The organism is Trinickia dabaoshanensis (assembly GCF_002879885.1).
GTDB lineage: Bacteria > Pseudomonadota > Gammaproteobacteria > Burkholderiales > Burkholderiaceae > Trinickia > Trinickia dabaoshanensis.
The window spans coordinates 25,323-50,446 of record NZ_PNYA01000032.1 but is presented as its reverse complement, the minus strand read 5'-3'; the positions used below and the strand labels follow the sequence as shown (position 1 = coordinate 50,446).

Genomic DNA, 25,124 nt, shown 5'->3' with positions numbered 1-25,124 from the left:
GTGCGGGAGCGCTCGCAAGAGCGTTCGTGCGATGCGTCGCCATCGGTTAGTCGCCGTTTTTAGACATGAACGAAATGAACTCGAGTGATTTCGAAGCCCTACTTGCGGCGCAGCGTGGCGCCATGATTCGCGAAATACCGACCCCGCCCATCGGCGTGTCCGCTTCCTCGGAAACGCCGACCCTGACCAAAGCCGAATTGGCCGAGCTGCTGTTCGACAATGTGGGACTGAACAAGCGCGAGGCCAAGGACATGGTCGAAGCGTTTTTCGAGGTGATTCGCGACGCGCTTGAAGGGGGAGACAGCGTGAAGCTGTCCGGCTTCGGCAATTTTCAATTGCGCGACAAGCCGCAACGGCCCGGGCGTAATCCCAAGACGGGCGAGGCGATTCCGATCGCGGCGCGCCGTGTCGTGACGTTCCATGCAAGTCAAAAGCTGAAGGCGCTCGTCGAAAACGGCGCCGAGGCGGCTCTGCCGCGCTGATCGCGAGGTTTTCGACGCGGTTTAGCGCGCCTTCCACCACGACGGTTAACCGACGATGACAACGACGGTCGAGAAAGTCGTCTTGCCTCCGATCCCGGCGAAGCGCTACTTCACGATCGGTGAAGTTAGCGAGCTGTGTGGCGTGAAGCCTCATGTGCTGCGGTACTGGGAGCAGGAGTTCACGCAGCTGCGTCCTGTGAAGCGTCGTGGCAACCGTCGTTACTATCAGCACCATGAGGTGCTGTTGATACGCCGTATTCGCGAATTGCTCTATGAGCAGGGTTTCACGATCAACGGCGCGCGCAATAAGCTCGATGCGCGCGGCGCGGTGATCGAGGACGAGGCGGATGCAAAGCCTGAGGCGCACGCGCAGCAGGAGGGGGAGGCGGCATTGGCGTCTGCTTCGGCTTCTCAAGCAGGGGGAAATGTCGATGTCGGGCAACTCAGAAAAGATCTGATCGGCATCATCGAACTGCTGCGAAGATAGTTTCGCGAAGGTGGTTCTATTTAGTGAAAGTGTCTGTTATACTTTCATGCTTTCGGGGCGTAGCGCAGCCTGGTAGCGTACCTGCATGGGGTGCAGGTGGTCGGAGGTTCAAATCCTCTCGCCCCGACCAGATTAAAAAACCCGCGTCAGCTTAGGCTGTCGCGGGTTTTTTGTTGCCTGCGCTACTCCTTCAGCGGCATTTGCGTCTGCATCTGCTGTCCTTGCTGAAAGGCGGAAATGACCGCCTGCGTTATGCCGAGATGAGACGACTGCGTCGCGTAGTACGCAGCCACGACCGTGCCTGAGACCGCGATGACGATCGTCGTCGTGGCGAGCCACATATGTGCCTTTAAGTTTGAGGCGCTTTTTGCCGCGGCGGCAACTTGCTGGGCAATTAATTCGATTCGCTTGTCGCGCTCGTCAAGCCGCTTGTCGCGCTCATTGAGCCTTTCGTCGATCCGCCGATCGCGCTCCTCGAGCCTCTCCTCGAGCCGTTTGTCCCGCTCTTCTGCGCGAATCACATAGGCGTCCAGGCGCGCTCCCATCGCAGCGATGCGTGCATCCATCCGCGCTTCGACGGCCTCGATGCGCGCTTCGAACTCTTCTCTCAATACCGTACTCATGTCTTCCGCCTGCTTGAAATTGAAACGCCGGCATGCGGCCGCGGCGGATCGTTACAGTGCGACCGCGCAGTCATCGGCTGATGCCACGCGATAAGTAACGCGTTGAGCGTTGCGGTTCCGATTTGCAGGCGAATGGCCGGAAAAACGCGATATATCTAAAGAATGTTGCTCCGTGAGCCGTTATCTAAATGCGGCGAATGCAAGCGATAACCGAGGGCTCGCCCGTCGCTTTTAATTTTTTGAAGAGTTATTCTAAGGAGACCATTTAATGAAGAAGCTTTTTCGTGCGCTGTTGATTTCCTCTAGCGTGGCGTTGGTTGCATCGGGTTGCGCGACGGGGCCGGAGTACAAGGATGTGGCGTCTGCCATTCCGACGCTCGCCGCGGATCACGGCCGCATCTATTTCTTCCGCTCCGATAGCTTCGGCGGAGCGACGATCCAGCCCGAGATCAAGCTCAACGATAAGGTCGTAGGCCGTTCGATCCCTGGCGGCTTCTTCTTTGTCGACGAAGAACCGGGCGAATATACGGCATCGACGTCGACCGAAGTGACGCGCGAAGTCAAGTTCACACTGCACGCCGGCGATACCAAATACGTGCGGACGTCCGTGAGCATGGGCTTGTTGGTCGGCCACGTCACGCCGACGCTCGATGACCCGGAAACGGCAGCGCACGAGGTCGAGACGCTCAAATACACGGGGACGCCGATTAGCACGGCGGCGAAGTAAGCGGTCGTTGCAGCCGATCGATTTCGCGGGCGGTATACGGATCGATCGGCGGCAAGGTGTTCGTAACCGCCCGAACGAGCCCTGCGCCGTAAGCCCAAAGCCCACGATATCCGGCTACAGGCGTCGGCCCTCGCCGCCGCGCTATTCCTTCAACGGCATTTGCATCTCCTGCCCTTGCTGAAAGGCGGAAATAACGGCCTGCGTCACCCCGAGATGGGATGACTGCGTTGCGTGGTACGCGGCCACGACCGTGCCTGCGACCGCGATGACGATCGTCGTCGTGGCCAGCCACATATGCGCCTTCAAATTAGAGGCGCTTTTTGCCGCAGCCGCGACTTGCTGGGCAATCAATTCGATCCGCTTGTCGCGCTCGTCAAGCCGCTTGTCGCGCTCGTTGAGCCTTTCGTCGAGCCGTTTGTCCCGCTCCTCGGCGCGTATCACATAAGCATCCAGCCGCGCTCCCATCGCTGCGATGCGTGCATCCATCCGCGCTTCGACAGCCTCGATACGCGCTTCGAACTCTTCTCTCAATACGGTACTCATCTTTTCCGCCTGCTCAAACGTGAAACGCTGGCCCGCAGCCGCGGCTGTTGCGGATCGATATAGCGCGTGATCGCACAGCCGTCGGCCGTCTCCAAGCGGTAAGTAACACGGTGAGCGTTGCGGTTCCGATTTGCACCCGAATGGACGAGTCAGGACGCCCGATGTTGCCCGCCTTCGAATGTCGTCTCGTCACCGATCCTCATCAGGCGAGCGCGCCCCACACGCACGAATCACGAGCTGCACGACCTCATCTGTCGTCGCCTCGAACGCCTTTTGCGACAACGCCCGCTTACCGCCCAGCGCCCGTATCTGCGCATCGAAATCCGCATAGTGCTGCGTCGTCGCCCAAATCATGTACATCAGCGCTTTCGCATCCACGTCCGCAAGCAGCCCGCGTGCGATCCAATCGTCGATGACGGTCACGCGCGTATCGAGCCAGGGCTTCACGCGTTGCTCGAGAATGTCGGCCATGTGCTCGGCGCCGTGGATGATCTCGTTCGCCCACACCTTCGAGCCGAGCGGCCGCCGCCGCGACAATTCCATCTTCGCGCGAACATAACCGCCGATCGCCGCCACAGGATCGTCGGTGCCTTCGAACGTATTGGCCGCGCGGTGCCAGTCTTCGAACAAATCTTCGAGCACGCGGCGATAGAGCGCGAGCTTCGTCGGAAAGTAGTAATGAACGTTGGCTTTCGGTACACCGGCGCGTTCGGCGATCATCGCCGTGCTCGCCCCTTCGAAGCCGCGCTCCGCGAAAACGGCTTCGGCGCACGCAAGAAGATGCGCTTCGGCGCTCTCGCGGATGTGGGCCTTGCGCCGCCGCAAAGGTGGGCTTGCTTCGTCATGAGGGGTCTCGCTCCCGGCCGCTTCTTCCACTGGCTTGTCGTCTCTCATCGTTCGCCTTGCGCGGCCCCGGTGCCGCGTTGCGCTTCATTCTAGCCGCTCCCTCCACGATCGGACCGAGAACCGATGCGTCGCCACCCGGTATGCGCGAAAACGCGATGATGCATCGCAATGGCACGCTTCTCGCTCTCGCCCCGATCCGCATCGAAATGCAGAAAGACATTGATTTGGTGTTTTTGATCAACTACAACCTGTCCATCCGGTCAGGATTCAAGCGGCATATTTTCACCCCGCCTCTCGCGCCGCGCGTAGGTTGAACTGCATAGCCTGTCAATCCATAGGAGAACGACAAATGACTGCGGTATCGGAAGCTTTGAAGCAAGGACTCCATACGGCGATCACCGTCAACGGCAAGCGCCTGTGGGACTCGCTGATGACGATGGCGAAAATCGGCGCAACGCAGAAGGGCGGCGTTTGCCGTCTCGCCCTCACCGATCTCGATAAGGCCGGGCGCGATCTGATCGTCAGTTGGGCGAAGGAGGCCGACTGCACGGTCAGCGTCGATCAGATGGGCAACGTCTTCATGCGGCGCGCGGGCACGAATCCGAACGCGTTGCCGGTCGTCACGGGCTCGCACGCGGATTCCCAGCCGACGGGCGGCCGCTTCGACGGCATCTACGGCGTATTGGGCGGCCTAGAAGTGATCCGCAGTCTCAACGACCGGCAGATCGAAACCGAGCACCCGATCGAAGTGGTCATTTGGACGAACGAAGAGGGCTCGCGCTTTGCGCCCGCGATGGTCGCATCGGGCGTGTTCGCAGGCGTCTTCACGTTGGACTATGGGCTCTCGCGCAAGGACGTCGACGGCAAAACGATCGGTGAGGAACTGAAGCGTATCGGCTATGCGGGCGATCTGCCATGCGGAGGCCGCCCATTGCATGCCGCGTTCGAACTGCACATCGAACAAGGGCCGATCCTCGAAGCCGAGCAAAAGACGATCGGCGTCGTCACCGATGCGCAGGGGCAACGTTGGTACGAGATCACGCTAACGGGCCAGGAAGCGCATGCGGGCCCCACGCCGATGCCGCGCCGCAAGGATGCGCTGCTCGGCGCTGCCCGCGTCGTCGATCTCGTGAATCGCATCGGCCTCGACCACGCGCCGCTCGCCTGCGCGACGGTGGGCATGATGCAGGTGTACCCGAACTCGCGCAACGTGATCCCCGGCCGCGTGTTCTTTACTGTCGATTTCCGTCACCCGGACGATGCCGTGCTTGCGAAGATGGACGCCGCGTTGCGTGAGGGCGTCGAGAAAATCGCCGGCCGGATCGGCCTCGAAACGCAGTTGGAACAGATCTTTTACTACGAACCCGTCAAGTTCGACGCAGCCTGTGTGAAGTCCGTGCGCGCCGCCGCGGAGCGCTTCGGCTATCCCCATCGCGACATGGTGTCGGGCGCCGGTCACGACGCCTGCTATCTGTCGCAGGTCGCGCCGACATCGATGGTGTTCGTGCCGTGCGTGGACGGCATCAGTCATAACGAAATCGAAGACGCGACGCCCGAATGGATCGAGGCGGGCGCGAACGTATTGCTGCACGCGATGCTCGAGCGCGCGTGCGAACCGGCATCGTAAAAGTCAAGCACTCGAACGCGCTTTAACGTTTCAACGCTCTACCACAAAAATGACGCCGTCCCGGCTTCGTTCACACGAAGCCGGCGGGCAAGGCTACGTCCTCACTTTGACGAAGGAACGCGTATGGCCATCAAGCAAACAGGCGACATCGCGGCGCACCGCCTGTCGTCCGAGCAGCTTTCGTGCGAATTTACCGATATCGCGCCGCTACTCGATCCGACCGCAGCCGCCGCGGCCGCGAGCCGCTGCCACTATTGCTACGACGCGCCGTGCGTTCAAGCGTGCCCGACGCAAATCGACATCCCAAGCTTCATCCGCAAGATCGGCAACGGCAATCTAAAGGGCGCGGCCACCGACATCCTTTCCGCCAATCCCCTGGGCGGCATGTGCGCGCGCGTATGCCCAACCGAAATCCTTTGCGAGGGCGCATGCGTGCGCAATCATCAGGACGCGAAGCCTGTCGCGATCGGCGCGCTGCAGCGTCATGCGACGGATTGGGCGATGGCGAACGACGCGGTACGGTGGACGCGAGCGCCCGACAGCGGACGCCATGTGGCCGTCGTAGGCGCGGGACCGGCGGGGCTGGCGTGCGCGCATCGACTTGCTGCGGCCGGGCATCGCGTGACGATCTACGACGCCAACGAGAAGGGCGGCGGCCTCAACGAATACGGTATCGCCGCGTACAAGACCGTTGACGATTTCGCGCAACGCGAACTGCAATGGCTTTTTTCGGTAGGCGGGATCGAGCTGAAGACGGGCCTCGTCATGGGGCGCGATATCACGCTCGATGCGCTGCGCCAACAGTACGACGCCGTGTTCCTCGCTATCGGTCTGGGCGGCGTGCGAGCGCTCGAGCTTGAAGGGGATGCATTGAACGGCGTGATGAACGCCGTCGATTTCATCAAGCAGGTACGCGAGGCGCGGGATCTGGCGATGGTGCCGGTCGGCCGGCGTGTGGTCGTGATCGGCGGCGGCAATACAGCGGTCGATGCCGCCGTGCAAAGCCGCAAACTCGGGGCAACGAGCGTGACCATCGTGTACCGGCGCGGCGAAGCATCGATGAGTGCGACAGGGGCCGAGCGCGAGTTCGCGCGGACCCAAGGAGTGACGCTCGTCACGCAGGCCAAGCCCATTCGTTTGCTCGGCAGCAACGGCAACGTGACTGCCGTCGAGTTCGAGCGCACTGGCGGCGATGGCGAAGCGGAGCGCTTCACTTTGGAAGCCGACATGGTGCACCTGGCGATCGGTCAAACGCTGGTTCCCATCGGTCTCGATCACGCGCTATTGACGCTCGATGAAAGCCGCATTGCGGTGGACGCCGACATGCGCACATCGCTCGACAAGGTGTGGGCCGGCGGCGATTGCGCGGCATCGGCCGGCATGGATTTGACCGTGCAAGCGGTGCAGGACGGCAAGCTCGCGGCGGCGTCGATCGACGCGGCGTTCGCGCTGGCCGCCGTGAAAGCGGCCTGACGCGCGACCGCTCGATAGGCAAAACAACCCCATTCCCACGGAGCCGACCATGGCCGATCTACGCTGCACGATTGCGGGTATTACGTCGCCGAATCCTTTCTGGCTAGCGTCCGCGCCGCCAACCGACAAAGCCTATAACGTGAACCGCGCATTCGAGGCGGGCTGGGGCGGGGTGGTCTGGAAAACGCTCGGACTCGATCCGCACGTGGTGAACGTCAGTTCGCGCTACGGCGCCGTGCAATGGAACGGCCAGCGTATCGCCGGGCTGAACAACATCGAGCTGATCACCGACCGTCCGCTCGACGTCAATCTGCGCGAGATCGCGCAAGTCAAACGCGACTGGCCCGATCGCGCGCTGATCGTATCGTTGATGGTGCCGTGCAACGAGCGCGATTGGAAATGGATCTTGCCGCTCGTCGAAGACACGGGCGCCGATGCCGTCGAGTTGAATTTCGGCTGTCCGCACGGCATGAGCGAACGCGGCATGGGGGCTGCCGTCGGCCAGGTGCCGGAATACGTGGAGATGGTCACGCGCTGGGTGAAGGAAGGCACGAAGCTGCCTTGCCTCGTCAAGCTCACGCCGAATATCAGCGACATTCGCATGGGCTCGCGCGCCGCATATCAAGGCGGGGCGGACGGCGTATCGCTGATCAATACGATCAATTCGATCGTCGCCGTGGATCTCGATCAGATGGCGCCCATGCCGACCGTGGATGGCAAGGGCACGCACGGCGGCTACTGCGGCCCGGCCGTCAAGCCGATTGCGTTGAACATGGTCGCCGAAATCGCGCGCGACCCGGAAACGCCAGGTCTGCCGATTTCGGGCATCGGCGGCATTTCGTCGTGGCGCGACGCGGCCGAGTTCATGGTGCTGGGCGCCGGCAGCGTGCAAGTGTGCACCGCGGCGATGCACTACGGCTTTCGTATCGTCTCCGATCTCGCCGACGGTCTATCGAACTGGATGGACGAAAAGGGCTACGCCACGCTCGACGACATCCGCGGCCGCGCGGTTCCGAATGTCACGGACTGGAAATACTTGAACCTGCGATACGACATCAAGGCGCGCATCGACCAGGACAAGTGCATTCAATGCGGCCTTTGTCACATCGCCTGCGAAGACACGTCGCACCAGGCCATTACGCGCGAGAAGGACGGCAAACGCCACTTCGAGGTGGTCGATTCCGAATGTGTCGGGTGCAATCTTTGCATGCACGTCTGCCCCGTCGAGCAATGCATCACGATGGAGCGCGTCGATAACGGCGAGTACGCCAACTGGACCACGCATCCGAATAATCCGTCGCGCGTCGCGGCGGAGGAATCGACAACTGCAACGGCACCACGAGCTGCCAAAGCTGCATGAATACGGCACGGCTGAAAAAAACCTGAAAGCACCCCACCGGCAGTAAGCGATCAAGTGGAGATTCAACGATGAAGCAGACAGCGCAATCCGTCGACGTGCCGCACGCGGCCGGCGCTCACGGCAGCAGTCTCTATAACGACGACCTTGCGCCGACCGGGCCGGCGCAGCGCACATGGAAGTGGTATCACTTCGCGGCGCTATGGGTCGGCATGGTCATGAACATCGCGTCGTATATGCTCGCGGCTGGGTTGACCGAGGAAGGCATGTCGCCGTGGCAGGCCGTGTTGACCGTGCTGCTCGGCAACGTGATCGTGCTCGTGCCGATGCTCATGATCGGCCACGCGGGCGCGAAGCACGGCATCCCCTATGCGGTGCTCGTGCGTTCGTCGTTCGGCACGCAGGGTGCGAAATTGCCCGCCATGTTGCGCGCGATCGTCGCATGCGGCTGGTACGGCATTCAGACATGGCTCGGCGGCAGCGCGATCTATACGCTGTTGAACATTCTGACGGGAAACGCGCTGCACGGCGCGGCGTTGCCGTTTCTCGACATCTCGATCGGCCAGCTCGCGTGCTTCCTCGCGTTCTGGGCGTTGCAGATCTACTTCATCGTCCACGGTACCGATTCGATTCGCTGGCTAGAAAGCTGGTCCGCGCCGATCAAAGTCGTCATGTGCATCGCCCTCGTGTGGTGGGCGACGTCGAAGGCGGGTGGGGTCGGCTCGATGCTGTCGGCGCCGTCGCAGTTCGTCGCCGGTGGGAAGAAGGAAGGACTATTTTGGTTGACGTTCTGGCCGGGGCTGACAGCGATGGTCGGCTTCTGGGCCACGCTCGCCTTGAACATTCCCGACTTCACGCGTTTCGCGAAGACACAACGCGATCAGATCGTCGGCCAATCGATCGGCTTGCCGGTGCCGATGGCATTGCTGTCGGTGATTTCGGTCGTCGTGACGTCGGCGACGGTCGTCATCTACGGCAAAGCGATCTGGGACCCGATCGATTTGACGAGCCGGATGACCGGCATCGGCGTTGGCGTGGCGCTCCTCATCCTCACGCTCGATACGATGTGCTGCAACCTCGCGGCGAATCTCGTCGGTCCGGCGTACGACTTCTCCAGCCTATGGCCGAAGGGCATCTCGTATCGCGCGGGCGGCTTGATTACCGCCACGATTGCGATCGTGATGATGCCGTGGAAGATTCTCGCGACCACGCAGGGCTACATCTTTACCTGGCTCGTCGGATATTCGGCGTTGCTGGGTCCCGTCGCGGGCATCTTGATGGTCGATTACTTTCTCATTCGCGGCACGCGGCTCGACTCGCACGAACTGTTCGACGAATCGGGCGAATACAGCTATACGGGCGGCTGGAATATCGCGGCCGTCGTCGCGCTGGCGATCGGCGTGCTGCCGAATCTACCGGGCTTTTTGCATACCGCCTTTCCCGCGTCCTTTCCGAACGTACCTGCGTTCTTCAACACGCTCTATACCTATGCGTGGTTCGTGGGGCTGGCGTTGGCGTCGATGGTGTACGGCACTTGGATGAAGTTGCGCGGCAGTCCGGACGCGCGCATGGCGAACGCGTGATCCATTCGACACTCCTTGGAGGAGGCACCTCATGACAACGCTTATTCGCGGCGGCACGGTAGTCGATGCCGACCGCACCTATCGCGCCGATGTGTTGATCGCGGGCCCGCAAGACGGCGGCACGATCCTACAAATCGAGCCGTCGATCGACCCGCCCGCGGGGGCGGACATCGTCGACGCGCGTGATCAGTACGTGATGCCCGGCGGTATCGACCCGCATACCCACATGGAACTGCCGTTCATGGGTACGACCGCGAGCGACGATTTCTACACGGGCACGGCGGCTGGGCTGTCGGGCGGGACGACGAGCATCATCGACTTCGTCATTCCGAGTCCTAAGCAGCCCCTGATGGACGCGTTCGGCGAGTGGCGCGGCTGGGCAGAGAAGGCGTCGGCCGATTACGGATTCCATGTGGCGGTGACGTGGTGGGACGATTCCGTTTATCGCGACATGGGGACGCTCGTGCATGAGCACGGCGTGTCGAGTTTCAAGCACTTCATGGCCTATAAGAACGCGATCATGGCCGACGACGAGGTGCTCGTGAACAGCTTCTCGCGGTCGCTCGAGCTTGGTGCGCTGCCCACCGTTCATGCGGAAAACGGCGAACTCGTGTTCCAACTACAAAAGCAGCTGTTGGCGAAGGGGTTCCGTGGGCCGGAGGCGCATCCGCTATCGCGACCGCCCGAAGTGGAAGGCGAGGCGGCGAATCGCGCGATCCGCATCGCACAGGTGCTCGGCGTGCCCGTCTATATCGTGCACGTCTCGGCGCGAGAGGCCGTGGAGGCGATCTCGCGCGCGCGCAACGAGGGGCAGCGGGTATTCGGTGAAGTATTGCCGGGACATCTGGTGATCGACGAGAGCGTGTACCGCGATCCCGATTGGACGCGTGCCGCCGCCCACGTGATGAGTCCGCCGTTTCGCACCAGCGAGCATCGCGAGGCTTTGTGGCGGGGCTTGCAATCGGGTCAGTTGCATACGACGGCTACCGATCATTGCGTGTTTTGCGCGTCGCAAAAGGCGATGGGCCGCGAGGACTTTACCAAGATCCCGAATGGCTGCGGCGGCGTTGAAGACCGCATGTCGGTGTTATGGCATGAGGGGGTGAATCACGGGAGGATCACGCCGAACGAGTTCGTTCGGATTACGTCGACGAACGCCGCTCAGATTTTCAATTTGTATCCGCGCAAGGGCGCCGTGCAGGTCGGCGCCGACGCGGATCTCGTGATTTGGGACCCGGCGGCGACGAAGACGATCTCCGTGAAGACGCATCATCAGAAGGTCGACTTCAATGTCTTCGAAGGCATGACGGTGCAGGGCGTCGCCATGCATACGTTCAGTCGCGGCGCGCATGTATGGGCCGATGGCGACTTGCGGGCGCGGCGCGGGGCGGGGCAGTATTTGAAGCGCCCGCCGAACGCGGCTTACTACGATGCAGTGCGCGTGGCCAATCGGCTCAGGGAACCGCAGCCCGTGGAGCGTTAGGCGTGAGCGCCGAGCCGCGCCGTCACGAAATCGATGAACAAGCGTGCCCGCAACGGTTGATAGCGGCGCGGCGGATAGAGCAAGAAAAGCGCGTGCGGCGATGCGCGCCAAGTGGGCAGGATACGTTGCAATCGTCCGTGCTCGAGCAAATCTCCGACGAGCCAATCCGGAGCGAGGCCGACGCCCGCTCCGGCGAGCAGTGCTTCACGAATGGCGAGCGAATTGTTGATGCGATACCGGGCCTGCGTGAGGACGGTCGTTTGCCGTCCGTCGCGATGACCGAGCGTGACCGAATCGCCTTGCGCGAGCCGGGCGAAACGTAGATACGCGTGCTTGGCGAGGTCCTCCGGACGGCGGATCGCCGCATGCGCTGTCACATACGCGGGCGATGCGACGAGCGTGCGCTCGTAAGTCGCAAGCGGGCGCGCGACAACGTCGGGCGGCAAATCTCCGCCGATTCGCACCGCGACGTCGACACCTTCGACGGCCAGATCGATGAAGCGATCGTTCAGCGTCACGTCCACTTCGATCTCGGGGTAGTGCTGCATGAATTCGAGCACGAGCCGGTTCAAATGCAATACGCCAAGGCTGACGGGCGCGGCGACGCGCAGCCGTCCCTCGGGCCGTTCGATCAGACCGCGTACATCGGCCTTCGCTTCGTCGTAAGCTTCGACCATTTGGCGCGCGCGCAGGTAGAAGCGCTCACCTTGTTCGGTGCAGGACAACGAAGTGGTGGTGCGTGTGAGCAGACGCGCACCCATCTCGGCTTCCAATCCCGCGATGATCTTGCTGACGGTGGGCTGGGTCGTGTCGAACTCGCGCGCGACGGCGGACAGGCTGCCAAGGTCCACGGCGCGAACGAAAGTGCGCATTGCTCTGATCGAATCCATGAAGGGTGCCTTGCATTTGAGTGGTTAGGTTGTGCTTCACGTCACCGACGGCCGCACTTGCAAAACGTCTGATAATTTCCGCTACGGTCGGAAGGTATTCGATGGAGAGATACATTGTTCGGCTTCGACAGCCTTGGTGAACCTCTATGCTGAATCGGTACGATGCCGAACGCGGAGCATGAATGCGTCTGTCACTCGGAATATGACGCCGCAACGAGCCTTCCATCTTTCCGTCAGCCTAACGTCGGTTGTCTTGATCGTGGGCGTGGCCATATTTAACGGCCTCAATTTGGCTGAAGCTTATGGAAGCGGTGCACCCTATTTTTCGCGAACGACCAACATGGATAAATGGACCGATCCGTTGCCGGCACTCTATGCAACGGACGCGCTAACGGTCGGGCTTACCGTGGGCTATTTCTGTTGGACAAGGCGCGCGCGCTAACCGCCGACCGCGAACGAAAGAGCTCATCGCGCTAATCGAATCTACGCACATTCTAAAACGGAATGAGTGATATGCGAGTTTGCCAGCTTCTAAGGTAAAAAGGAATGACCTAACTTGGCGTCTCCGGGCGTGCAATTCGCGCGCCGACTCTCTGGAGCGACAAGTTGAAACCTCGATATCCCTTCGGGACGGCTTCGTCCCACCTTTTGCGCAAGGCCGCGAAAACGCTAGTGGCCGGCGCCATGCTAGCCGGTGGTGCGGCGTGTCAACCCGCTCAAGCCGCTTGGGTCGATACCTGGGCAGCAAGCGTGCAGCCCAGCTGGGCTGACCATACACTGCCGTTGCCCAAGGGCATTCCCGATACGCTGACCGATAGCACGATACGCCAGATCGTGCGGCTGAGCGTCGGCGGGCAGCGAATCCGTATCGCCGTATCGAACGAATACGGAACGAGGCCCGTGACCGTCGGCGGCCTACACGTCGCAACGTTGACCGACGAAGCGGCGTCGATCGATACGTCCACCGACCGTCAAGTCACGTTCGGCGGTCAAGCCATGACGACGATCGCGCCGGGCAGACGCGTCATCTCCGATCCGATCGATATGCCGGTTGCCGCCCTTGCGCGTCTCGCCGTGAGTCTCTATCTGCCGAACCGTACCCCGCTCGCGACCTTCCACTGGGACGGGCGTCAAAATGCCGAGGTCGTACCCGGCAATCATCTAGGCGATGCGCGCTTGACCGAACCGGTGCTGCTCGATGCGAGATTGCTGATCAGCGAGGTAATCGTCGACGCCCCGCAAGGCACGAGCGCGATCGTCGCGCTCGGCGATTCGATCACCGACGGCCGCGGCGTGACCATGAATGCCGATCGCCGTTGGACGGACGACCTCGCGCGCACGCTCGCCGGAGACCATGTCGCGGTGATCAACGCCGGCATTTCCGGCGCTCGCTTGCTGCGCGACGGTATGGGCGTGAATGCGCTGGCGAGGCTGAATCGGGACGTACTTGCCCGCCCGAACGTGAAAACCGTGATCGTCCTGCTCGGCACGAACGACATCGGTTGGCCGGGATCGAGTTTCGCACCGGACGAAAAGGCGATGACCGCGCAAGCGCTGATCGACGGCTACCGCCAATTGATCGAGCGCGCGCATGCGCGCGGCCTGCGCGTCGTCGGCGGCACGATCGCGCCGTTCGAGGGGGCGTTGGAAGGCACCGACGTGCACGGCTACTACGCGGCGGGCAAGGACACGGTGCGACAGGAAGTCAATGCGTGGATTCGCAACAGCGGCGCGTTCGATGCGGTGGCCGATTTCGATTCGGTGTTACGCGACCCCGCGCATCCGACGCGCTTGTTGCCGGCGTACGATGTGGGCGATCACCTGCATCCGAACGATGCGGGCAATGCCGCGATGGCACGAGCATTGACGCCGGACATCGTGTTCGACCGCTAACAGTGGAGCGGGGCCGGACAAGGAACGCGCAGGGAGCGGGGACGCGGGCGCCAAGCGCTGCACCTCCGCCCGAGCGTGGCCTTACATCGCTAGCGGTTCGGCGCTGGCGCCGCGAAGCGGAAAGGCGGTCACCACCATGCCGTTTTGAGCCAGGACGATTCGCACATTCCTGACCGCGTACGGCACATTGCCCCGCATGAAGACGAAGTATTGGAACGTTCGCACGACGTTGCCATTGTGCGATCGAGTTTGCGTGAAGCGGGCATTTCGATCCGTCAGCGCGGCCATGATCACCTGTATCAACAATTCTCGATTTTCCACGGGAAGTCCTTTCAGCTTCTCCCAATCCTGCCGGTGGCCCGCATTCTCATTACCTCCGCCCCCGGGAGACCAGATATGCTCGACACCATACGGAAAGCGCGATGCCCCGCCGCGCAGCACCGGATCGTTGATGAACACGAAGCCGAGGTTATCGCCCGTGGATGCCGTGTCTCTGCCGATCGCAGCGGTGAATGTCGCGAACTGATCTTCGGAGATGCCGCGCGGCATGCCTCTACCGGAGTTTCTGAACTCCCTGACGAAGCGGTTGAATTGGTCCGTGCCGCGCAAACTGTAGGAGTCGCGGCTCGCCACCTGAGGCGTAATCGCTACCGTGTCGCTCCTCTCGCGCAGCAATGCTTTCGCAGCCTTGACGCACTTGCGGGCGCGGTCTCCCGGAGCGTCATGCGCTTTATCGTTTTCGGTGCAGCTCGCCTTCACCAATTTTTGTTTCTTGTTGTTTTTCTTTTTCTTCTTCTTCACCGGCTCTTCGGGTTCTTCTCTTGCATCCGACACGTGGACGACTGCTTGCGCGGCGTTCAACGCATTTTCGGCGCGCACCAGATCGGCGTTCAGCCATCGGTCCAATTCGTCGTTGCCCGTTCGCAGCGTGGCCGGCCCGGCTCGGTCGGCATCGTACATACGTTCGATTTGCGCCAAGAATTCGTCGATTTGCGTGGGGGTGAGATCGCCGAGCGCGGCGGCCGCTCGCCGGTCCGCATCCGTACACGCGTCCTCGCCGGCGGCCTGCGGATGATTGGAATTGCAAAACTCGATATTCATCGCCGCATCGAATGCTTCCACGGCGCCTAGTTCGTCCGGCTCCTGCGCGGTCGCCTCGAATACGGCCGAATCGGGCAGGCGTGGGACGTCCTCGCGATTGGCCACTTCAACGAGCGGAAGCGGCGCGGCGATGTCTTGGTTCGGATGCGGATCGAGCGTGCACAGATCCGATCGGCCGAAGTACACCTCCAAGAGCGCGGGGAACAGCAAATTGCTCATTTCGTAGGCGACATTCATCATGCAGCGCTTGTCGCGCCGGCGCCCGCCCGAATCGCCGCTTAGATCGACAGTGCGCTGCTCCAAGAATGGCAAGCGATGGGGGAACGCCGCCGGTAATGCGAAGGCCGCGTCGGTAGCGGCGATCGTGCCCGCGCGAAGCGGCTGTTCGCGCCAGCCTGCCCAATCGGCGTCGCTCACGGAAAGCATCACGCTGTCGGCCAGGGAGCGGCCGCTGACCACATGCATGCCCTGCACCGTCGCCTCGCTGACGGTCAGCGTCAGATTGGCCGTACTACCGGTTTTCGCTCTATCGTCGAGCCGGGGGACGACATACAGCGTGACGAGCACGTGCGTCGCCTTGGACGAAATGCGATCGCCGGTATTCACGACCTGCGACCAGCGCGGATCGTCGCTTGGGAGCCGTATGGATTTCTTATCGGTTCCCCAAAACGGTGTTGCCGACTGCGTGACCGAAGGTCCGCCGTAGCCGATGAGCAACGCATGGTTGAACAGGTCGAGCGTGAGATATGCCGATCCGTTCGGTAACGCGATCGCGAACGTGCTATTCCGCTCGTTCGGCACGAGGGCGCGGATCGAACGCATGTGATCGCCGCCGACAGCCGGAACGTCGGTGTCCGGCGAGTTGGTAGGGGCACCTTGGAAACCGGCGAAGGCAACGGCATCGACTCGCTGGGCAATTCGGACGCCCGTCGAAAGCAATTCTTCTCTCGCGCGGTAGTGGCCGGACTCGGCCACGGCATCGACCGAGAAAGCCAGGGATACGCAAATCAATAACGCACGCCGTAGCGTGCCTGGGGAGCAACTGAACATCTATGCCTCGTTGAATAAGAGTGAGGCGTTCGAGCCCGCAGGCAGCGCGGGCTTGAACGCGAGGCAGAGGCTAGCCGCTTGACGCGGTCGTTTTGCTAGTCGGCGAAATTCTCGGACCAATCCGAGTTATGGCTGCCACGATCCGTGTCCTCGCAGACGGAAACCATGGACCGTTTACACGATTTTTACGCGCGTCCTCTCACTCTTATCGTGGCGTTTACTCGATCTCGTCTACGCTTCACGCTGTCCTGATCCGCTACGGGAGAACACAACAATGGACTTTATCTACCTCGTCGGCATAGCCATTTTCTTGGGGCTATGCGTGGCGCTGACCGTCGGTTGCGACAAGCTTCGCAACCGCGGACCGGGAGGCCGGCCGTGATTGCTTGGATGATGTGGCTCGCAGGGGCTTCGACGCTGCTATTGCTGGCGTATCTCGTCTACGCGCTCTTGCGCGCGGAGGATCTCGAATGAACGCCAACAACTTTCTTCAAACCGCTCTCTATATCGTCGTATTGATCGCGCTGGCCTTTCCGGTCGGCCGTTATATGAGCGCCGTGCTCGACGGAACGTCGGTCGTCGTGCGCAAGATCGGACGTCCGCTCGAGGTGCTGCTTTATAAGATCGCCGGTGTCGACGAAAACGCCGAGATGTCGTGGAAGCACTATGCGCTGGCCGTGCTGCTGTTCAATGCACTCGGCGTATTGGCCGTCTACGGCTTCTTGCGTCTTCAACAATGGCTGCCCGCCAATCCGCAGGCCTTCGGGCCGATGACGCCCGACGGGGCGTTCAATACGGCCGTCAGCTTCGTGACGAACACGAACTGGCAGGATTACACGCCCGAGGCGACCGTGAGCTATCTGTCGCAGATGGCCGGCCTTACCGTGCAAAACTTCCTGTCCGCGGCAACCGGGATCGCCGTCGTCATCGCATTGATTCGCGGCTTCGCGCGTCACACGATGCAAACGATCGGCAACTTCTGGGTCGACTTGACGCGCATTACGCTCTATATCCTCGCGCCGCTGGCGACGGTCATTGCGCTGGTTTTCATCAGCCAAGGCGTGATTCAAAACTTCAAGTCGTATCAAGACGTGCCCACGCTGCAAGTCACCGCGTACCAGGCGCCCAAGACGGACGCGCAGGGCAACCCGGTGAAGGATGCCAAGGGCAACCCAGTCACGCAGGACGTCAAGGCCGACAAACAGACGATCGCGATGGGCCCCGTGGCCTCGCAAGAAGCGATCAAGATGCTCGGCACGAACGGCGGCGGCTTCTTCAATGCGAACTCTGCGCACCCGTACGAGAACCCGACACCGTTGTCGAACTTCGTGCAGATCCTCTCGATCCTCGTTATTCCGGCCGGCCTATGCGTCGTGTTCGGACGGATGGTCGGCGATCGCCGCCAAGGCTATGCCGTGCTCGCGGCCATGACGATCGCATTCGCCGTCGCATGCTGGGGCGAGATATCCGCCGAGCAAAGCGGCAATCCGCTGTTCACGTCGCTGCACGTCGATCAAAGCACGACGGCGATGCAGCCGGGCGGCAACACCGAAGGCAAGGAAGTGCGCTTCGGTATTGCGCAGACGGGCCTCTTCACGGTGGCGACGACGGCCGCATCGTGCGGCGCCGTGGACGCGATGCACGATTCGCTCACGCCCATGGGCGGGTTCACGCCGTTGCTGCTCATTCAACTCGGCGAAGTGATCTTCGGCGGCGTCGGCTCGGGCTTGTACGGCATGCTCGTGTTCGCGCTCCTGGCCGTGTTCGTGGCGGGCCTCATGATCGGCCGCACGCCCGAATACGTCGGCAAGAAGATCGAAGCCTACGAGATGAAGATGGTGTCGATCGCGATTTTGCTGACGCCGTTGCTGGTGCTCGTCGGTACGTCGATCGCGGTGCTTTCGCCGCTCGGTACGGCCGGCATCTCGAACCCCGGAGCGCATGGTTTCTCCGAAATCCTCTATGCGTTCAGCTCGGCCGCCAACAACAACGGAAGCGCGTTCGCGGGTCTCACCGTGAGCACGCCTTTCTATAACGTGCTGACCGCGATCGCCATGTGGTTCGGCCGCTTCGGCACGATCGTGGCGGTGCTCGCCATCGCCGGTTCGCTCGCGAACAAGAAGCGCATCGCAGCAACGTCCGGCACGCTGCCGACGCACGGTCCGCTGTTCGTCGTGCTGTTGCTCGGCACGCTCGTGCTGGTCGGCGCGCTCACTTATGTGCCCGCCTTGGCGCTCGGCCCCGTTGCCGAACATCTCACGATGATCTCGGGTCATTGATTTCGAGGAAAGCATGACTACTGTGACTCAACCGCCTGTCCATCGTCCCGATAATCTCGGGCAGGCACGTACCGCTGTGCGCTCGATGCTCGACCCGTCTCTCGTGAAACCGGCGATCGTCGACGCGTTCAAGAAGCTCGGGCCGCGCACCCAGTTGCGCAACCCCGTGATGTTTTGCGTCTATGTCGGCAGCATTTTGACGACGATCCTGTGGATCGCCGCGCTCGCGGGCCAAGCCGAGGCGCCGGCCGGGTTCATTCTCGCGATTGCGCTGTGGCTGTGGTTTACGGTGCTGTTCGCGAACTTTGCCGAAGCCTTGGCGGAAGGGCGCTCGAAGGCGCAGGCCGCGTCGCTCAGAAGCGCCAAGAGCAACGTGATGGCGAAAAAGCTGAACGAGCCGCATCCGAAGGCGCCGGTGCTGCTCGTCACGTCCACGGATCTGCGCAAGGGCGACGTCGTGCTCGTCGAGGCGGGCGATACGATTCCCGCCGACGGCGAAGTGATCGAAGGCGTTGCCTCCGTCGATGAATCGGCGATCACGGGCGAATCGGCGCCGGTGATCCGCGAGTCGGGCGGCGATTTCTCGTCGGTGACGGGCGGCACGCGTGTGCTTTCCGATTGGATCGTCGTGCGCGTGAGCGTCAACCCCGGCGAGGCTTTTCTCGATCGAATGATCGCGATGGTCGAAGGTGCCAAGCGGCAAAAGACGCCGAACGAGATCGCGTTGACGATCTTGCTCGTGGCGCTTACGCTCGTGCTGCTGTTCGCGACCGCCACGCTGCTGCCGTTCTCGATCTTTTCGGTGACGGCCGCTCATGCGGGCCATGTGGTGACGATCACCGCGCTCGTCGCGCTGCTCGTGTGCTTGATTCCGACGACGATCGGCGGCCTGCTGTCGGCTATCGGCGTCGCCGGCATGAGCCGGATGATGCAGGCGAACGTCATAGCCACGTCGGGCCGCGCGGTGGAAGCGGCGGGCGACGTCGATGTGCTGTTGCTCGACAAAACCGGCACGATCACGCTCGGCAATCGTCAAGCTTCGTCGTTCATCCCGGCCCCCGGCGTAGCCGAGGAGGCGCTGGCCGATGCGGCCCAGTTGTCCTCGCTGGCCGACGAAACGCCCGAGGGCCGCAGCATCGTCGTGCTCGCGAAGCAGCGCTTCAACATCCGCGAACGCGACATGCACGCATTGCAAGCGGTCTTTCTCGGCTTTACCGCGCAAACGCGTATGAGCGGCGTCGATCTGCCCAACCGCGAGATTCGTAAAGGCGCGTCCGATGCCGTGAAGCGCTACGTCGAAGAAAACGGCGGCCGTTATCCGCAAGAGGTGATGAAGGCCGTGGACGATGTCGCCCGCCGCGGCAGCACGCCGCTCGTCGTGGCCGAAAAGCTGAACGGCGCGGCGCGTATCCTCGGCGTGATCGAGCTGAAGGACATCGTCAAGGGCGGAATCAAAGAGCGCTTCGCCGAGCTCCGCAAGATGGGCATCAAGACGGTGATGATCACGGGCGACAACCGCTTGACGGCCGCCGCGATCGCCGCCGAAGCCGGGGTGGACGACTTCCTTGCGGAAGCGACGCCCGAGGCGAAGCTGAAGATGATCCGCTCGCATCAGTCCGAAGGACGGTTGGTCGCGATGACGGGAGACGGGACGAACGACGCCCCGGCCCTTGCGCAAGCGGACGTGGCCGTTGCCATGAACACGGGCACGCAGGCGGCGAAAGAGGCGGGCAACATGGTCGACCTCGATTCAAATCCGACGAAGCTGATCGAGATCGTGGAAATCGGCAAGCAGATGCTGATGACACGCGGCTCGCTGACGACGTTCTCGATCGCCAACGACGTGGCCAAGTACTTCGCCATCATCCCGGCCGCTTTCGCGACGACGTACCCGCAATTGCGCGTGCTCGACGTCATGCACTTGAGCTCGCCGGCGTCGGCGATCATGTCGGCGGTGATTTTCAACGCGTTGATCATCGTCTTCTTGATCCCGCTCGCGCTGAAAGGGGTGAAGTACCGCGCGCTCGGCGCGGCGTCGCTCTTGCGCCGCAACCTGCTGATCTACGGGCTCGGCGGCCTCTTGCTGCCGTTCCCTTTCATCAAACTGATCGACCTGCTGATCACGGCGATGGGCTGGGCGTAAGGCGAGGCCCTCGGTAAGTATCACGGGCCCGGCTCGAAAGTCGTACTGCTCGGGCGGGCCCATTCAGAACACCCTTTGTTTGCATCGATTGATCATGAAAAATATGCTGAGACCCGTGCTGGTGTTGTTTGCCGCGTTGACGGTGGTCACGGGCATCGTCTATCCGGTCGTCGTCACGGCGATCGGGCAGGCCGTCTTTCCGCACCAAGCGAACGGCAGCTTGATCGAGAAAGACGGCAAGGCGGTCGGCTCCGAGCTGATCGGGCAGCAATTCGACGCCCCCGGTTACTTCTGGGGCCGTCTGTCCGCTACCTCGCCCAATCCGTACAACGCGCAAAGCTCCGGCGGCTCGAATCTCGGGCCGACGAACCCCGCGCTCGCCGATGAAGTGAAAGGGCGATTGAGTGCCTTGCATGACGCCGATCCGTCGAATACGTTGCCGGTGCCAGTCGATCTCGTGACGTCCTCGGCCAGCGGTCTCGATCCCGAGATCTCGCCGGCTGCCGCCGAGTATCAAGCGGCGCGCGTGGCCAAGGCGCGCGGTTTGGCGGCTAGCCAAGTCGAGGCGCTGATCGCACGCAATACGTCGGGGCGGCAACTCGGCGTGCTGGGCGAGGCGCGCGTGAATGTGCTCAAGCTCAATCTCGCGCTCGATCAACTGAAACCGCTACACTGACGAGATGGTGGCAACGGCGGGCGGCGGTGGCTATCGCCGATGCCGATGCCGGTTCAAGCCCTGCGGTCATGACGATCTGAAGACGCTCTATGGAACGACCCGATCCCGACGCGCTGCTCGATAAGCTTCAGCGCGAGGAGGAAAAACGTCACCGTGGCCGGCTCAAGGTGTTCTTCGGAGCATCGGCCGGCGTCGGCAAGACGTTTGCCATGCTGCAGGCGGCGCGCCGCCGGCTGGAAGAGGGCGTCGATGTCGTCGTCGGCCTGGTGGAGACGCACGGCCGCAAGGAAACGCTCGCGTTGCTCGACGGCTTGGAGATCTTGCCGCCGGCGCGCATCGAATATCGCGGGCGCCAGCTCGCGGAGTTCGATCTCGACGCGGCCCTCGCGCGCAAGCCGGGGTTGATACTCGTCGACGAGTTGGCGCACTCGAACGTGCAAGGCTCGCGGCACCTGAAACGCTGGCAGGACGTGCACGAGCTGCTCGATGCGGGAATCGACGTCTATACCACCGTCAACGTCCAGCACTTGGAGAGCTTGAACGATATCGTCGGGCAGATCACGGGCATTCGGGTATGGGAGACCGTGCCCGATCGCGTGTTCGATTTGGCCGACGAGGTCACGCTCGTCGATTTACCCGCCGAGGAATTGCTCGATCGCCTGCGCGAGGGCAAGGTCTATCTTCCGCATCAAGCGGAAAACGCCGTCCGCAATTTCTTTCGCAAAGGCAATCTGATCGCGCTGCGCGAACTCGCGCTGCGGCGCACGGCCGATCGCGTCGATGCGCAAATGCGCGAGTACCGCGCCGATCAATCGATCGAACGGATTTGGCAAGCGCGCGAACGGATCATCGTATGCGTGGGGGCCGGGCCGGAAAGCGCGACGCTCGTGCGCGCGGCAGCGCGCCTCGCGTCGAGTCTGAAGGCCGATTGGCTTGCCGTCTATGTCGAAACGCCGAAGCTGCAGCGGTTGCCCGACGCGATTCGCAAGCGCACGCTCGATGCATTGAAGCTCGCTTCGGAGCTGGGCGCCGAAACGGTTACCTTGCAAGGGCAGGACGCTACACAAACGCTGATCGCCTATGCGCGCATGCGCAATGTATCCAAGCTCGTCATGGGCGCGACGCCCACGTCGGGATGGGTCGGATGGATGCGGCGCTCGACGGGCGAGCGGCTGATCCGCGCAGCGCGCGATATCGATGTCACGCTCGTCAATTCGGGCACCGTGCGCGAAACGGCCGAGCGCGGCGAGGTGGTGACGCGTTTTGCGGGCATCGGTTCGGGCGGTGGCCGCTCGACGCTCGTTTCGTACTCCTACGCATTCGGTATTTGCGCCGCGATTACATTCGTCGAAAGCTTTTTCGTCGAACATATTTCGCTCACGAATCTCGTCATGCTCTATCTGCTTGGGACGATTTTTACGGCGGCGAGGCTCGGGCGCGGACCGGGCGTGATGTTCTCGTTCCTGGGGGTGGGAGCGTTCGATTTCTTCTTCGTGCCGCCGCAGATGTCGTTTACGGTGTCCGATACGCAGTATCTGCTGACGTTCGGCGTGATGCTGATGACCTCGCTCACGATCAGTCACTTGACGGCGAGTCTGCGCCGGCAAGCGCGCATTGCGACGATGCGCGAACGCCGCACCGGCGCGATGTTCGCGATGGCGCGCGAGTTGGGCGCCGCGTTGACGACAGGGCAGATCATCGAAATCGGTACGCGCCACGTGGCGGAGGTTTTTCAGGCGCGCGTCGCAATTTTATTGCCCGACAGCGCCGAGAAGGTGAAACAAAAGATCGAGAACCCGGACGAGGCGCTGACGCTCGACCCATCGACGCTCGATTTGGATATCGCGCAATGGGTCTACGATCAGCAAAAGAACGCGGGGCACGGCACCGATACGTTGCCGGCGGCGCGCGCGTTGTATCTCCCGCTGAAGGCGCCGATGCGCACGCGCGGCGTCATCGCGATCTTCTCGCCGCGGATGGAGGAGCTCGAGATTCCCGAGCAGCGCCGCATGATCGATACCTTCGCGTCGCAGATCGCGCTCGCGCTCGAGCGCGTGCATTACGTGGAGATCGCGCAAGACGCGCTCGTCAATATGGAGTCGGAGCGGTTGCGTAACTCGTTGCTCTCGGCGATTTCCCATGACTTGCGCACGCCGCTCACATCGATCGTCGGCTTCGCATCGATGCTCGCCGAGGCCCCGGGCGGCGAGGCGATGCGTCCGCGCGAGCACGAACTGGCGGAAGCGATTCACGACGAGGCGCTGCGCATGACGGGGCTCGTCACGAACTTGCTCGACATGGCGCGGCTGCAAGAAGGCAGCATGCGGCTGAACCGGCAATGGTCGTCGATCGAAGAGGTGGTCGGCTCGGCGTTGTCGGCGTGCCGCCGCATGCTGGCCGGCAGGACGATCGAGGCGCGCGTGCCGCCCGATCTGCCGCTCGTTCAACTCGATGCGGTGCTCGTGGAGCGGCTCTTCGCGAACCTGCTCGAGAACGCATCGAAGTACACGCCGGCCGCGTCGCCCATCACGATCGCCGCATCGACGCTCGAGGCCGATTCGCAACGCTACGTCAAGGTGGAAGTCCAGGACCGCGGGCCGGGGCTGCCGCCGGGCATGGAGTCGCGCCTGTTCGAGAAATTCACGCGCGGCGAGAAAGAATCGGCCAAACCCGGTATCGGGCTGGGGCTGGCTATTTGCCGAGCGATCGTCGAGGCGCACGGCGGGCAGATCGGTGCCGACAATCGCCTCGACGGCGCTGGCGCGGTGATCGGCGCAACGTTCTGGTTCACGTTGCCGGCGAACGAAATGCCGGCGATCGAAGCGGAGCCGATCGACGATATCGCACTCGAGGATGTGCCGCCGCCGCTACCCTCGACTGGGCCGAAGAACTAACCATGTCGGAATCCACGATTACCGTCGTCCTGATCGAGGACGACAAAGCGATTCGCCGCTTCGTGCAAGCGTCGCTCGAATCGGAAAACGTGCGCGTGATCGAGGCCGAGTTGGGGCGACGAGGGCTCTCGCTCGCGGCCAGCGCGCGGCCCGACTTGGTCATCGTCGACTTGGGCTTACCCGATATCGACGGGGCCGACCTCATTCGCCAGTTACGCGATTGGTCGTCGGTCCCTGTGATCGTGCTGTCGGCGCGTACGCGCGAAGAGGAAAAAGTGGCGGCGCTCGATGCCGGCGCGGACGACTACCTGACCAAGCCCTTCGGCGTTGCCGAGTTGCTCGCGCGCATTCGGGCTCAATTGCGCAGGCGCAATCGAGGCGCGTCGGGCGATGCCTCGACGCTGCGCTTCGGCTCGGTCGAAGTGGATTTCGAAATGCGGACGGTACAGCGCGACGGGGAACCGGTGCATTTGACGCCGATCGAATACCGCTTGCTGGTCTCGCTGGCGCGTCATGCGGGCCGCGTGTTGACCCATCGGCAACTACTTCAGGAAGTGTGGGGGCCGTCGCGTGTCGATAGCGCACACTACTTGCGCATCTACATGGGGCATTTGCGCCAAAAACTCGAGCGCGATCCCGCACAGCCCGAGCACATCGTGACGGAAACGGGCGTCGGCTACCGGCTCGTCGGGGCGCTCTGAGGCGCCTGCTCGTATCCGTCCGCCTCGCGCCGCTCGCGCCGCTCCTCGTTCGCGCGGCGCGCCTTGAGGCGCTGGCGAGAGAGTACGGCGATTACCTCGCTCGTGCTGGCTCCCGCGGGCACTTCGTTGCGGATAACATTCGCCACCATCGGCAAGCCGGAGCGATGCCGCCGCAACGCCCTGGCGATCGCGGTGCGGCATTCTTGCCCATGGCATTCCCATTCGTCGCGGATTTTTCCGCAATACTGGCACTTGTCCATCCGGCC

General features: G+C 62.4%; 21 protein-coding genes, 1 tRNA gene and 1 pseudogene. 17 read left to right on the top strand and 6 right to left on the bottom strand.

Features of this window, described 5'->3' with window-relative positions; genetic code table 11:
• The first annotated feature begins 65 nt into the window (after window positions 1-65).
• The 3 genes from C0Z18_RS27385 to C0Z18_RS27375 all read left to right on the top strand — a co-directional run bounded on the left by C0Z18_RS27385 (window position 66) and on the right by C0Z18_RS27375 (window position 1,099).
• Window positions 66-482 (top strand): integration host factor subunit alpha, encoded by a 417-nt coding sequence (locus C0Z18_RS27385; RefSeq protein ID WP_102648579.1) that lies wholly within the window; start codon window positions 66-68, stop codon window positions 480-482.
• Window positions 483-537: 55 nt separating this feature from the next.
• Window positions 538-969 (top strand): MerR family transcriptional regulator, encoded by a 432-nt coding sequence (locus C0Z18_RS27380; RefSeq protein WP_102648578.1) that lies wholly within the window; start codon window positions 538-540, stop codon window positions 967-969.
• 53 nt (window positions 970-1,022) lie between these two features.
• Window positions 1,023-1,099: transfer RNA gene (locus C0Z18_RS27375), tRNA-Pro, on the top strand.
• 52 nt (window positions 1,100-1,151) lie between these two features.
• On the opposite strand, the gene C0Z18_RS27370 is transcribed toward C0Z18_RS27375, so the two are convergent.
• Window positions 1,152-1,535: a hypothetical protein gene (locus C0Z18_RS27370; RefSeq protein WP_146014113.1), complete on the bottom strand. Its 384-nt coding sequence runs from the start codon at window positions 1,533-1,535 to the stop codon at window positions 1,152-1,154.
• Window positions 1,536-1,860: 325 nt separating this feature from the next.
• Between C0Z18_RS27370 and C0Z18_RS27365 the strand changes: the two genes are divergently transcribed.
• A complete protein-coding gene (locus tag C0Z18_RS27365; protein ID WP_102648576.1) occupies window positions 1,861-2,319 on the top strand; it encodes a DUF2846 domain-containing protein in 459 nt (152 codons plus the stop codon).
• 141 nt (window positions 2,320-2,460) lie between these two features.
• On the opposite strand, the gene C0Z18_RS27360 is transcribed toward C0Z18_RS27365, so the two are convergent.
• Both C0Z18_RS27360 and C0Z18_RS27355 read right to left on the bottom strand, forming a co-directional pair.
• Window positions 2,461-2,862 (bottom strand): hypothetical protein, encoded by a 402-nt coding sequence (locus C0Z18_RS27360; RefSeq protein ID WP_102648575.1) that lies wholly within the window; start codon window positions 2,860-2,862, stop codon window positions 2,461-2,463.
• Between the two features lie 189 nt (window positions 2,863-3,051).
• Window positions 3,052-3,796, bottom strand: a pseudogene (locus C0Z18_RS27355) (TetR family transcriptional regulator C-terminal domain-containing protein).
• Between the two features lie 67 nt (window positions 3,797-3,863).
• Between C0Z18_RS27355 and C0Z18_RS33050 the strand changes: the two are divergent.
• The 6 genes from C0Z18_RS33050 to hydA all read left to right on the top strand — a co-directional run bounded on the left by C0Z18_RS33050 (window position 3,864) and on the right by hydA (window position 11,231).
• Window positions 3,864-4,022: a hypothetical protein gene (locus C0Z18_RS33050; protein ID WP_158244314.1), complete on the top strand. Its 159-nt coding sequence runs from the start codon at window positions 3,864-3,866 to the stop codon at window positions 4,020-4,022.
• A gap of 35 nt (window positions 4,023-4,057) precedes the next feature.
• Window positions 4,058-5,335: a Zn-dependent hydrolase gene (locus tag C0Z18_RS27350; RefSeq protein ID WP_102648573.1), complete on the top strand. Its 1,278-nt coding sequence runs from the start codon at window positions 4,058-4,060 to the stop codon at window positions 5,333-5,335.
• Between the two features lie 123 nt (window positions 5,336-5,458).
• Window positions 5,459-6,808 (top strand): NAD(P)-dependent oxidoreductase, encoded by a 1,350-nt coding sequence (locus C0Z18_RS27345; RefSeq protein ID WP_102648572.1) that lies wholly within the window; start codon window positions 5,459-5,461, stop codon window positions 6,806-6,808.
• A gap of 49 nt (window positions 6,809-6,857) precedes the next feature.
• A complete protein-coding gene (gene preA / locus C0Z18_RS27340) occupies window positions 6,858-8,168 on the top strand; it encodes an NAD-dependent dihydropyrimidine dehydrogenase subunit PreA (RefSeq protein WP_102648571.1) in 1,311 nt (436 codons plus the stop codon).
• Window positions 8,169-8,236: 68 nt separating this feature from the next.
• Entirely contained in the window at window positions 8,237-9,748 is a 1,512-nt protein-coding gene (locus tag C0Z18_RS27335; RefSeq protein ID WP_102648570.1) for an NCS1 family nucleobase:cation symporter-1, read from the top strand.
• A 31-nt stretch (window positions 9,749-9,779) separates the two neighbouring features.
• Window positions 9,780-11,231: a dihydropyrimidinase gene (gene hydA / locus C0Z18_RS27330; RefSeq protein ID WP_102648569.1), complete on the top strand. Its 1,452-nt coding sequence runs from the start codon at window positions 9,780-9,782 to the stop codon at window positions 11,229-11,231.
• Here the strand turns inward: hydA and C0Z18_RS27325 are convergent.
• Window positions 11,228-12,103: a LysR family transcriptional regulator gene (locus tag C0Z18_RS27325; protein WP_332888222.1), complete on the bottom strand. Its 876-nt coding sequence runs from the start codon at window positions 12,101-12,103 to the stop codon at window positions 11,228-11,230. The two genes, hydA and C0Z18_RS27325, sit on opposite strands and share 4 nt — an antisense overlap.
• 624 nt (window positions 12,104-12,727) lie before the next feature.
• On the opposite strand from C0Z18_RS27325, the gene C0Z18_RS27315 reads away from it, so the two are divergent.
• Window positions 12,728-14,014, top strand: a complete 1,287-nt coding sequence (locus tag C0Z18_RS27315) for an SGNH/GDSL hydrolase family protein (RefSeq protein ID WP_233217518.1) — start codon at window positions 12,728-12,730, stop codon at window positions 14,012-14,014.
• An 81-nt stretch (window positions 14,015-14,095) separates the two neighbouring features.
• On the opposite strand, the gene C0Z18_RS27310 is transcribed toward C0Z18_RS27315, so the two are convergent.
• The gene (locus C0Z18_RS27310) at window positions 14,096-16,165 is read right to left on the bottom strand and encodes a hypothetical protein (RefSeq protein ID WP_146014112.1); all 2,070 of its coding nucleotides are present in this window, start codon (window positions 16,163-16,165) and stop codon (window positions 14,096-14,098) included.
• A 381-nt stretch (window positions 16,166-16,546) separates the two neighbouring features.
• Between C0Z18_RS27310 and C0Z18_RS27305 the strand changes: the two genes are divergently transcribed.
• The 6 genes from C0Z18_RS27305 to C0Z18_RS27280 all read left to right on the top strand — a co-directional run bounded on the left by C0Z18_RS27305 (window position 16,547) and on the right by C0Z18_RS27280 (window position 24,858).
• Complete coding sequence (locus C0Z18_RS27305) at window positions 16,547-16,639, top strand: potassium-transporting ATPase subunit F (protein ID WP_102648608.1); 93 nt, start codon at window positions 16,547-16,549, stop codon at window positions 16,637-16,639.
• Window positions 16,636-18,444 carry a potassium-transporting ATPase subunit KdpA gene (gene kdpA / locus C0Z18_RS27300; protein ID WP_102648565.1) on the top strand — a complete coding sequence of 603 codons (1,809 nt, stop codon included), beginning with the start codon at window positions 16,636-16,638 and terminating at the stop codon, window positions 18,442-18,444. The genes C0Z18_RS27305 and kdpA overlap by 4 nt, the downstream gene beginning before the upstream one ends.
• A 13-nt stretch (window positions 18,445-18,457) precedes the next feature.
• On the top strand, window positions 18,458-20,587 hold the full coding sequence (gene kdpB / locus C0Z18_RS27295) for a potassium-transporting ATPase subunit KdpB (protein WP_102648564.1): 2,130 nt from the start codon (window positions 18,458-18,460) through the stop codon (window positions 20,585-20,587).
• A 94-nt stretch (window positions 20,588-20,681) separates the two neighbouring features.
• The gene (gene kdpC, locus C0Z18_RS27290) at window positions 20,682-21,263 is read left to right on the top strand and encodes a potassium-transporting ATPase subunit KdpC (RefSeq protein WP_102648563.1); all 582 of its coding nucleotides are present in this window, start codon (window positions 20,682-20,684) and stop codon (window positions 21,261-21,263) included.
• A gap of 89 nt (window positions 21,264-21,352) precedes the next feature.
• A complete protein-coding gene (locus C0Z18_RS27285) occupies window positions 21,353-24,157 on the top strand; it encodes a sensor histidine kinase (protein ID WP_102648562.1) in 2,805 nt (934 codons plus the stop codon).
• Window positions 24,158-24,159: 2 nt separating this feature from the next.
• Window positions 24,160-24,858, top strand: coding sequence for a response regulator (locus tag C0Z18_RS27280; RefSeq protein WP_102648561.1), 699 nt, complete (start codon window positions 24,160-24,162; stop codon window positions 24,856-24,858).
• Here C0Z18_RS27280 and C0Z18_RS33680 read toward each other — a convergent pair.
• Entirely contained in the window at window positions 24,834-25,118 is a 285-nt protein-coding gene (locus C0Z18_RS33680) for a hypothetical protein (protein ID WP_102648560.1), read from the bottom strand. The two genes, C0Z18_RS27280 and C0Z18_RS33680, sit on opposite strands and share 25 nt — an antisense overlap.
• Between the last annotated feature and the right edge of the window lie 6 nt (window positions 25,119-25,124).

Excerpts from the sequence above, each read along its gene's own strand:
- C0Z18_RS27385 (WP_102648579.1), top strand. The coding sequence starts at position 66 with ATGAACGAAATGAACTCGAGTGATTTCGAAGCCCTACTTGCGGCGCAG.
- C0Z18_RS27380 (WP_102648578.1), top strand. The coding sequence starts at position 538 with ATGACAACGACGGTCGAGAAAGTCGTCTTGCCTCCGATCCCGGCGAAG.
- C0Z18_RS27370 (WP_146014113.1), bottom strand. The coding sequence starts at position 1,535 with ATGGATGCACGCATCGCTGCGATGGGAGCGCGCCTGGACGCCTATGTG.
- C0Z18_RS27365 (WP_102648576.1), top strand. The coding sequence starts at position 1,861 with ATGAAGAAGCTTTTTCGTGCGCTGTTGATTTCCTCTAGCGTGGCGTTG.
- C0Z18_RS27360 (WP_102648575.1), bottom strand. The coding sequence starts at position 2,862 with ATGAGTACCGTATTGAGAGAAGAGTTCGAAGCGCGTATCGAGGCTGTC.
- C0Z18_RS33050 (WP_158244314.1), top strand. The coding sequence starts at position 3,864 with ATGATGCATCGCAATGGCACGCTTCTCGCTCTCGCCCCGATCCGCATC.
- C0Z18_RS27350 (WP_102648573.1), top strand. The coding sequence starts at position 4,058 with ATGACTGCGGTATCGGAAGCTTTGAAGCAAGGACTCCATACGGCGATC.
- C0Z18_RS27345 (WP_102648572.1), top strand. The coding sequence starts at position 5,459 with ATGGCCATCAAGCAAACAGGCGACATCGCGGCGCACCGCCTGTCGTCC.
- preA (WP_102648571.1), top strand. The coding sequence starts at position 6,858 with ATGGCCGATCTACGCTGCACGATTGCGGGTATTACGTCGCCGAATCCT.
- C0Z18_RS27335 (WP_102648570.1), top strand. The coding sequence starts at position 8,237 with ATGAAGCAGACAGCGCAATCCGTCGACGTGCCGCACGCGGCCGGCGCT.
- hydA (WP_102648569.1), top strand. The coding sequence starts at position 9,780 with ATGACAACGCTTATTCGCGGCGGCACGGTAGTCGATGCCGACCGCACC.
- C0Z18_RS27325 (WP_332888222.1), bottom strand. The coding sequence starts at position 12,103 with ATGCGCACTTTCGTTCGCGCCGTGGACCTTGGCAGCCTGTCCGCCGTC.
- C0Z18_RS27310 (WP_146014112.1), bottom strand. The coding sequence starts at position 16,165 with ATGTTCAGTTGCTCCCCAGGCACGCTACGGCGTGCGTTATTGATTTGC.
- kdpA (WP_102648565.1), top strand. The coding sequence starts at position 16,636 with ATGAACGCCAACAACTTTCTTCAAACCGCTCTCTATATCGTCGTATTG.
- kdpB (WP_102648564.1), top strand. The coding sequence starts at position 18,458 with ATGACTACTGTGACTCAACCGCCTGTCCATCGTCCCGATAATCTCGGG.
- kdpC (WP_102648563.1), top strand. The coding sequence starts at position 20,682 with ATGAAAAATATGCTGAGACCCGTGCTGGTGTTGTTTGCCGCGTTGACG.
- C0Z18_RS27285 (WP_102648562.1), top strand. The coding sequence starts at position 21,353 with ATGGAACGACCCGATCCCGACGCGCTGCTCGATAAGCTTCAGCGCGAG.
- C0Z18_RS27280 (WP_102648561.1), top strand. The coding sequence starts at position 24,160 with ATGTCGGAATCCACGATTACCGTCGTCCTGATCGAGGACGACAAAGCG.
- C0Z18_RS33680 (WP_102648560.1), bottom strand. The coding sequence starts at position 25,118 with ATGGACAAGTGCCAGTATTGCGGAAAAATCCGCGACGAATGGGAATGC.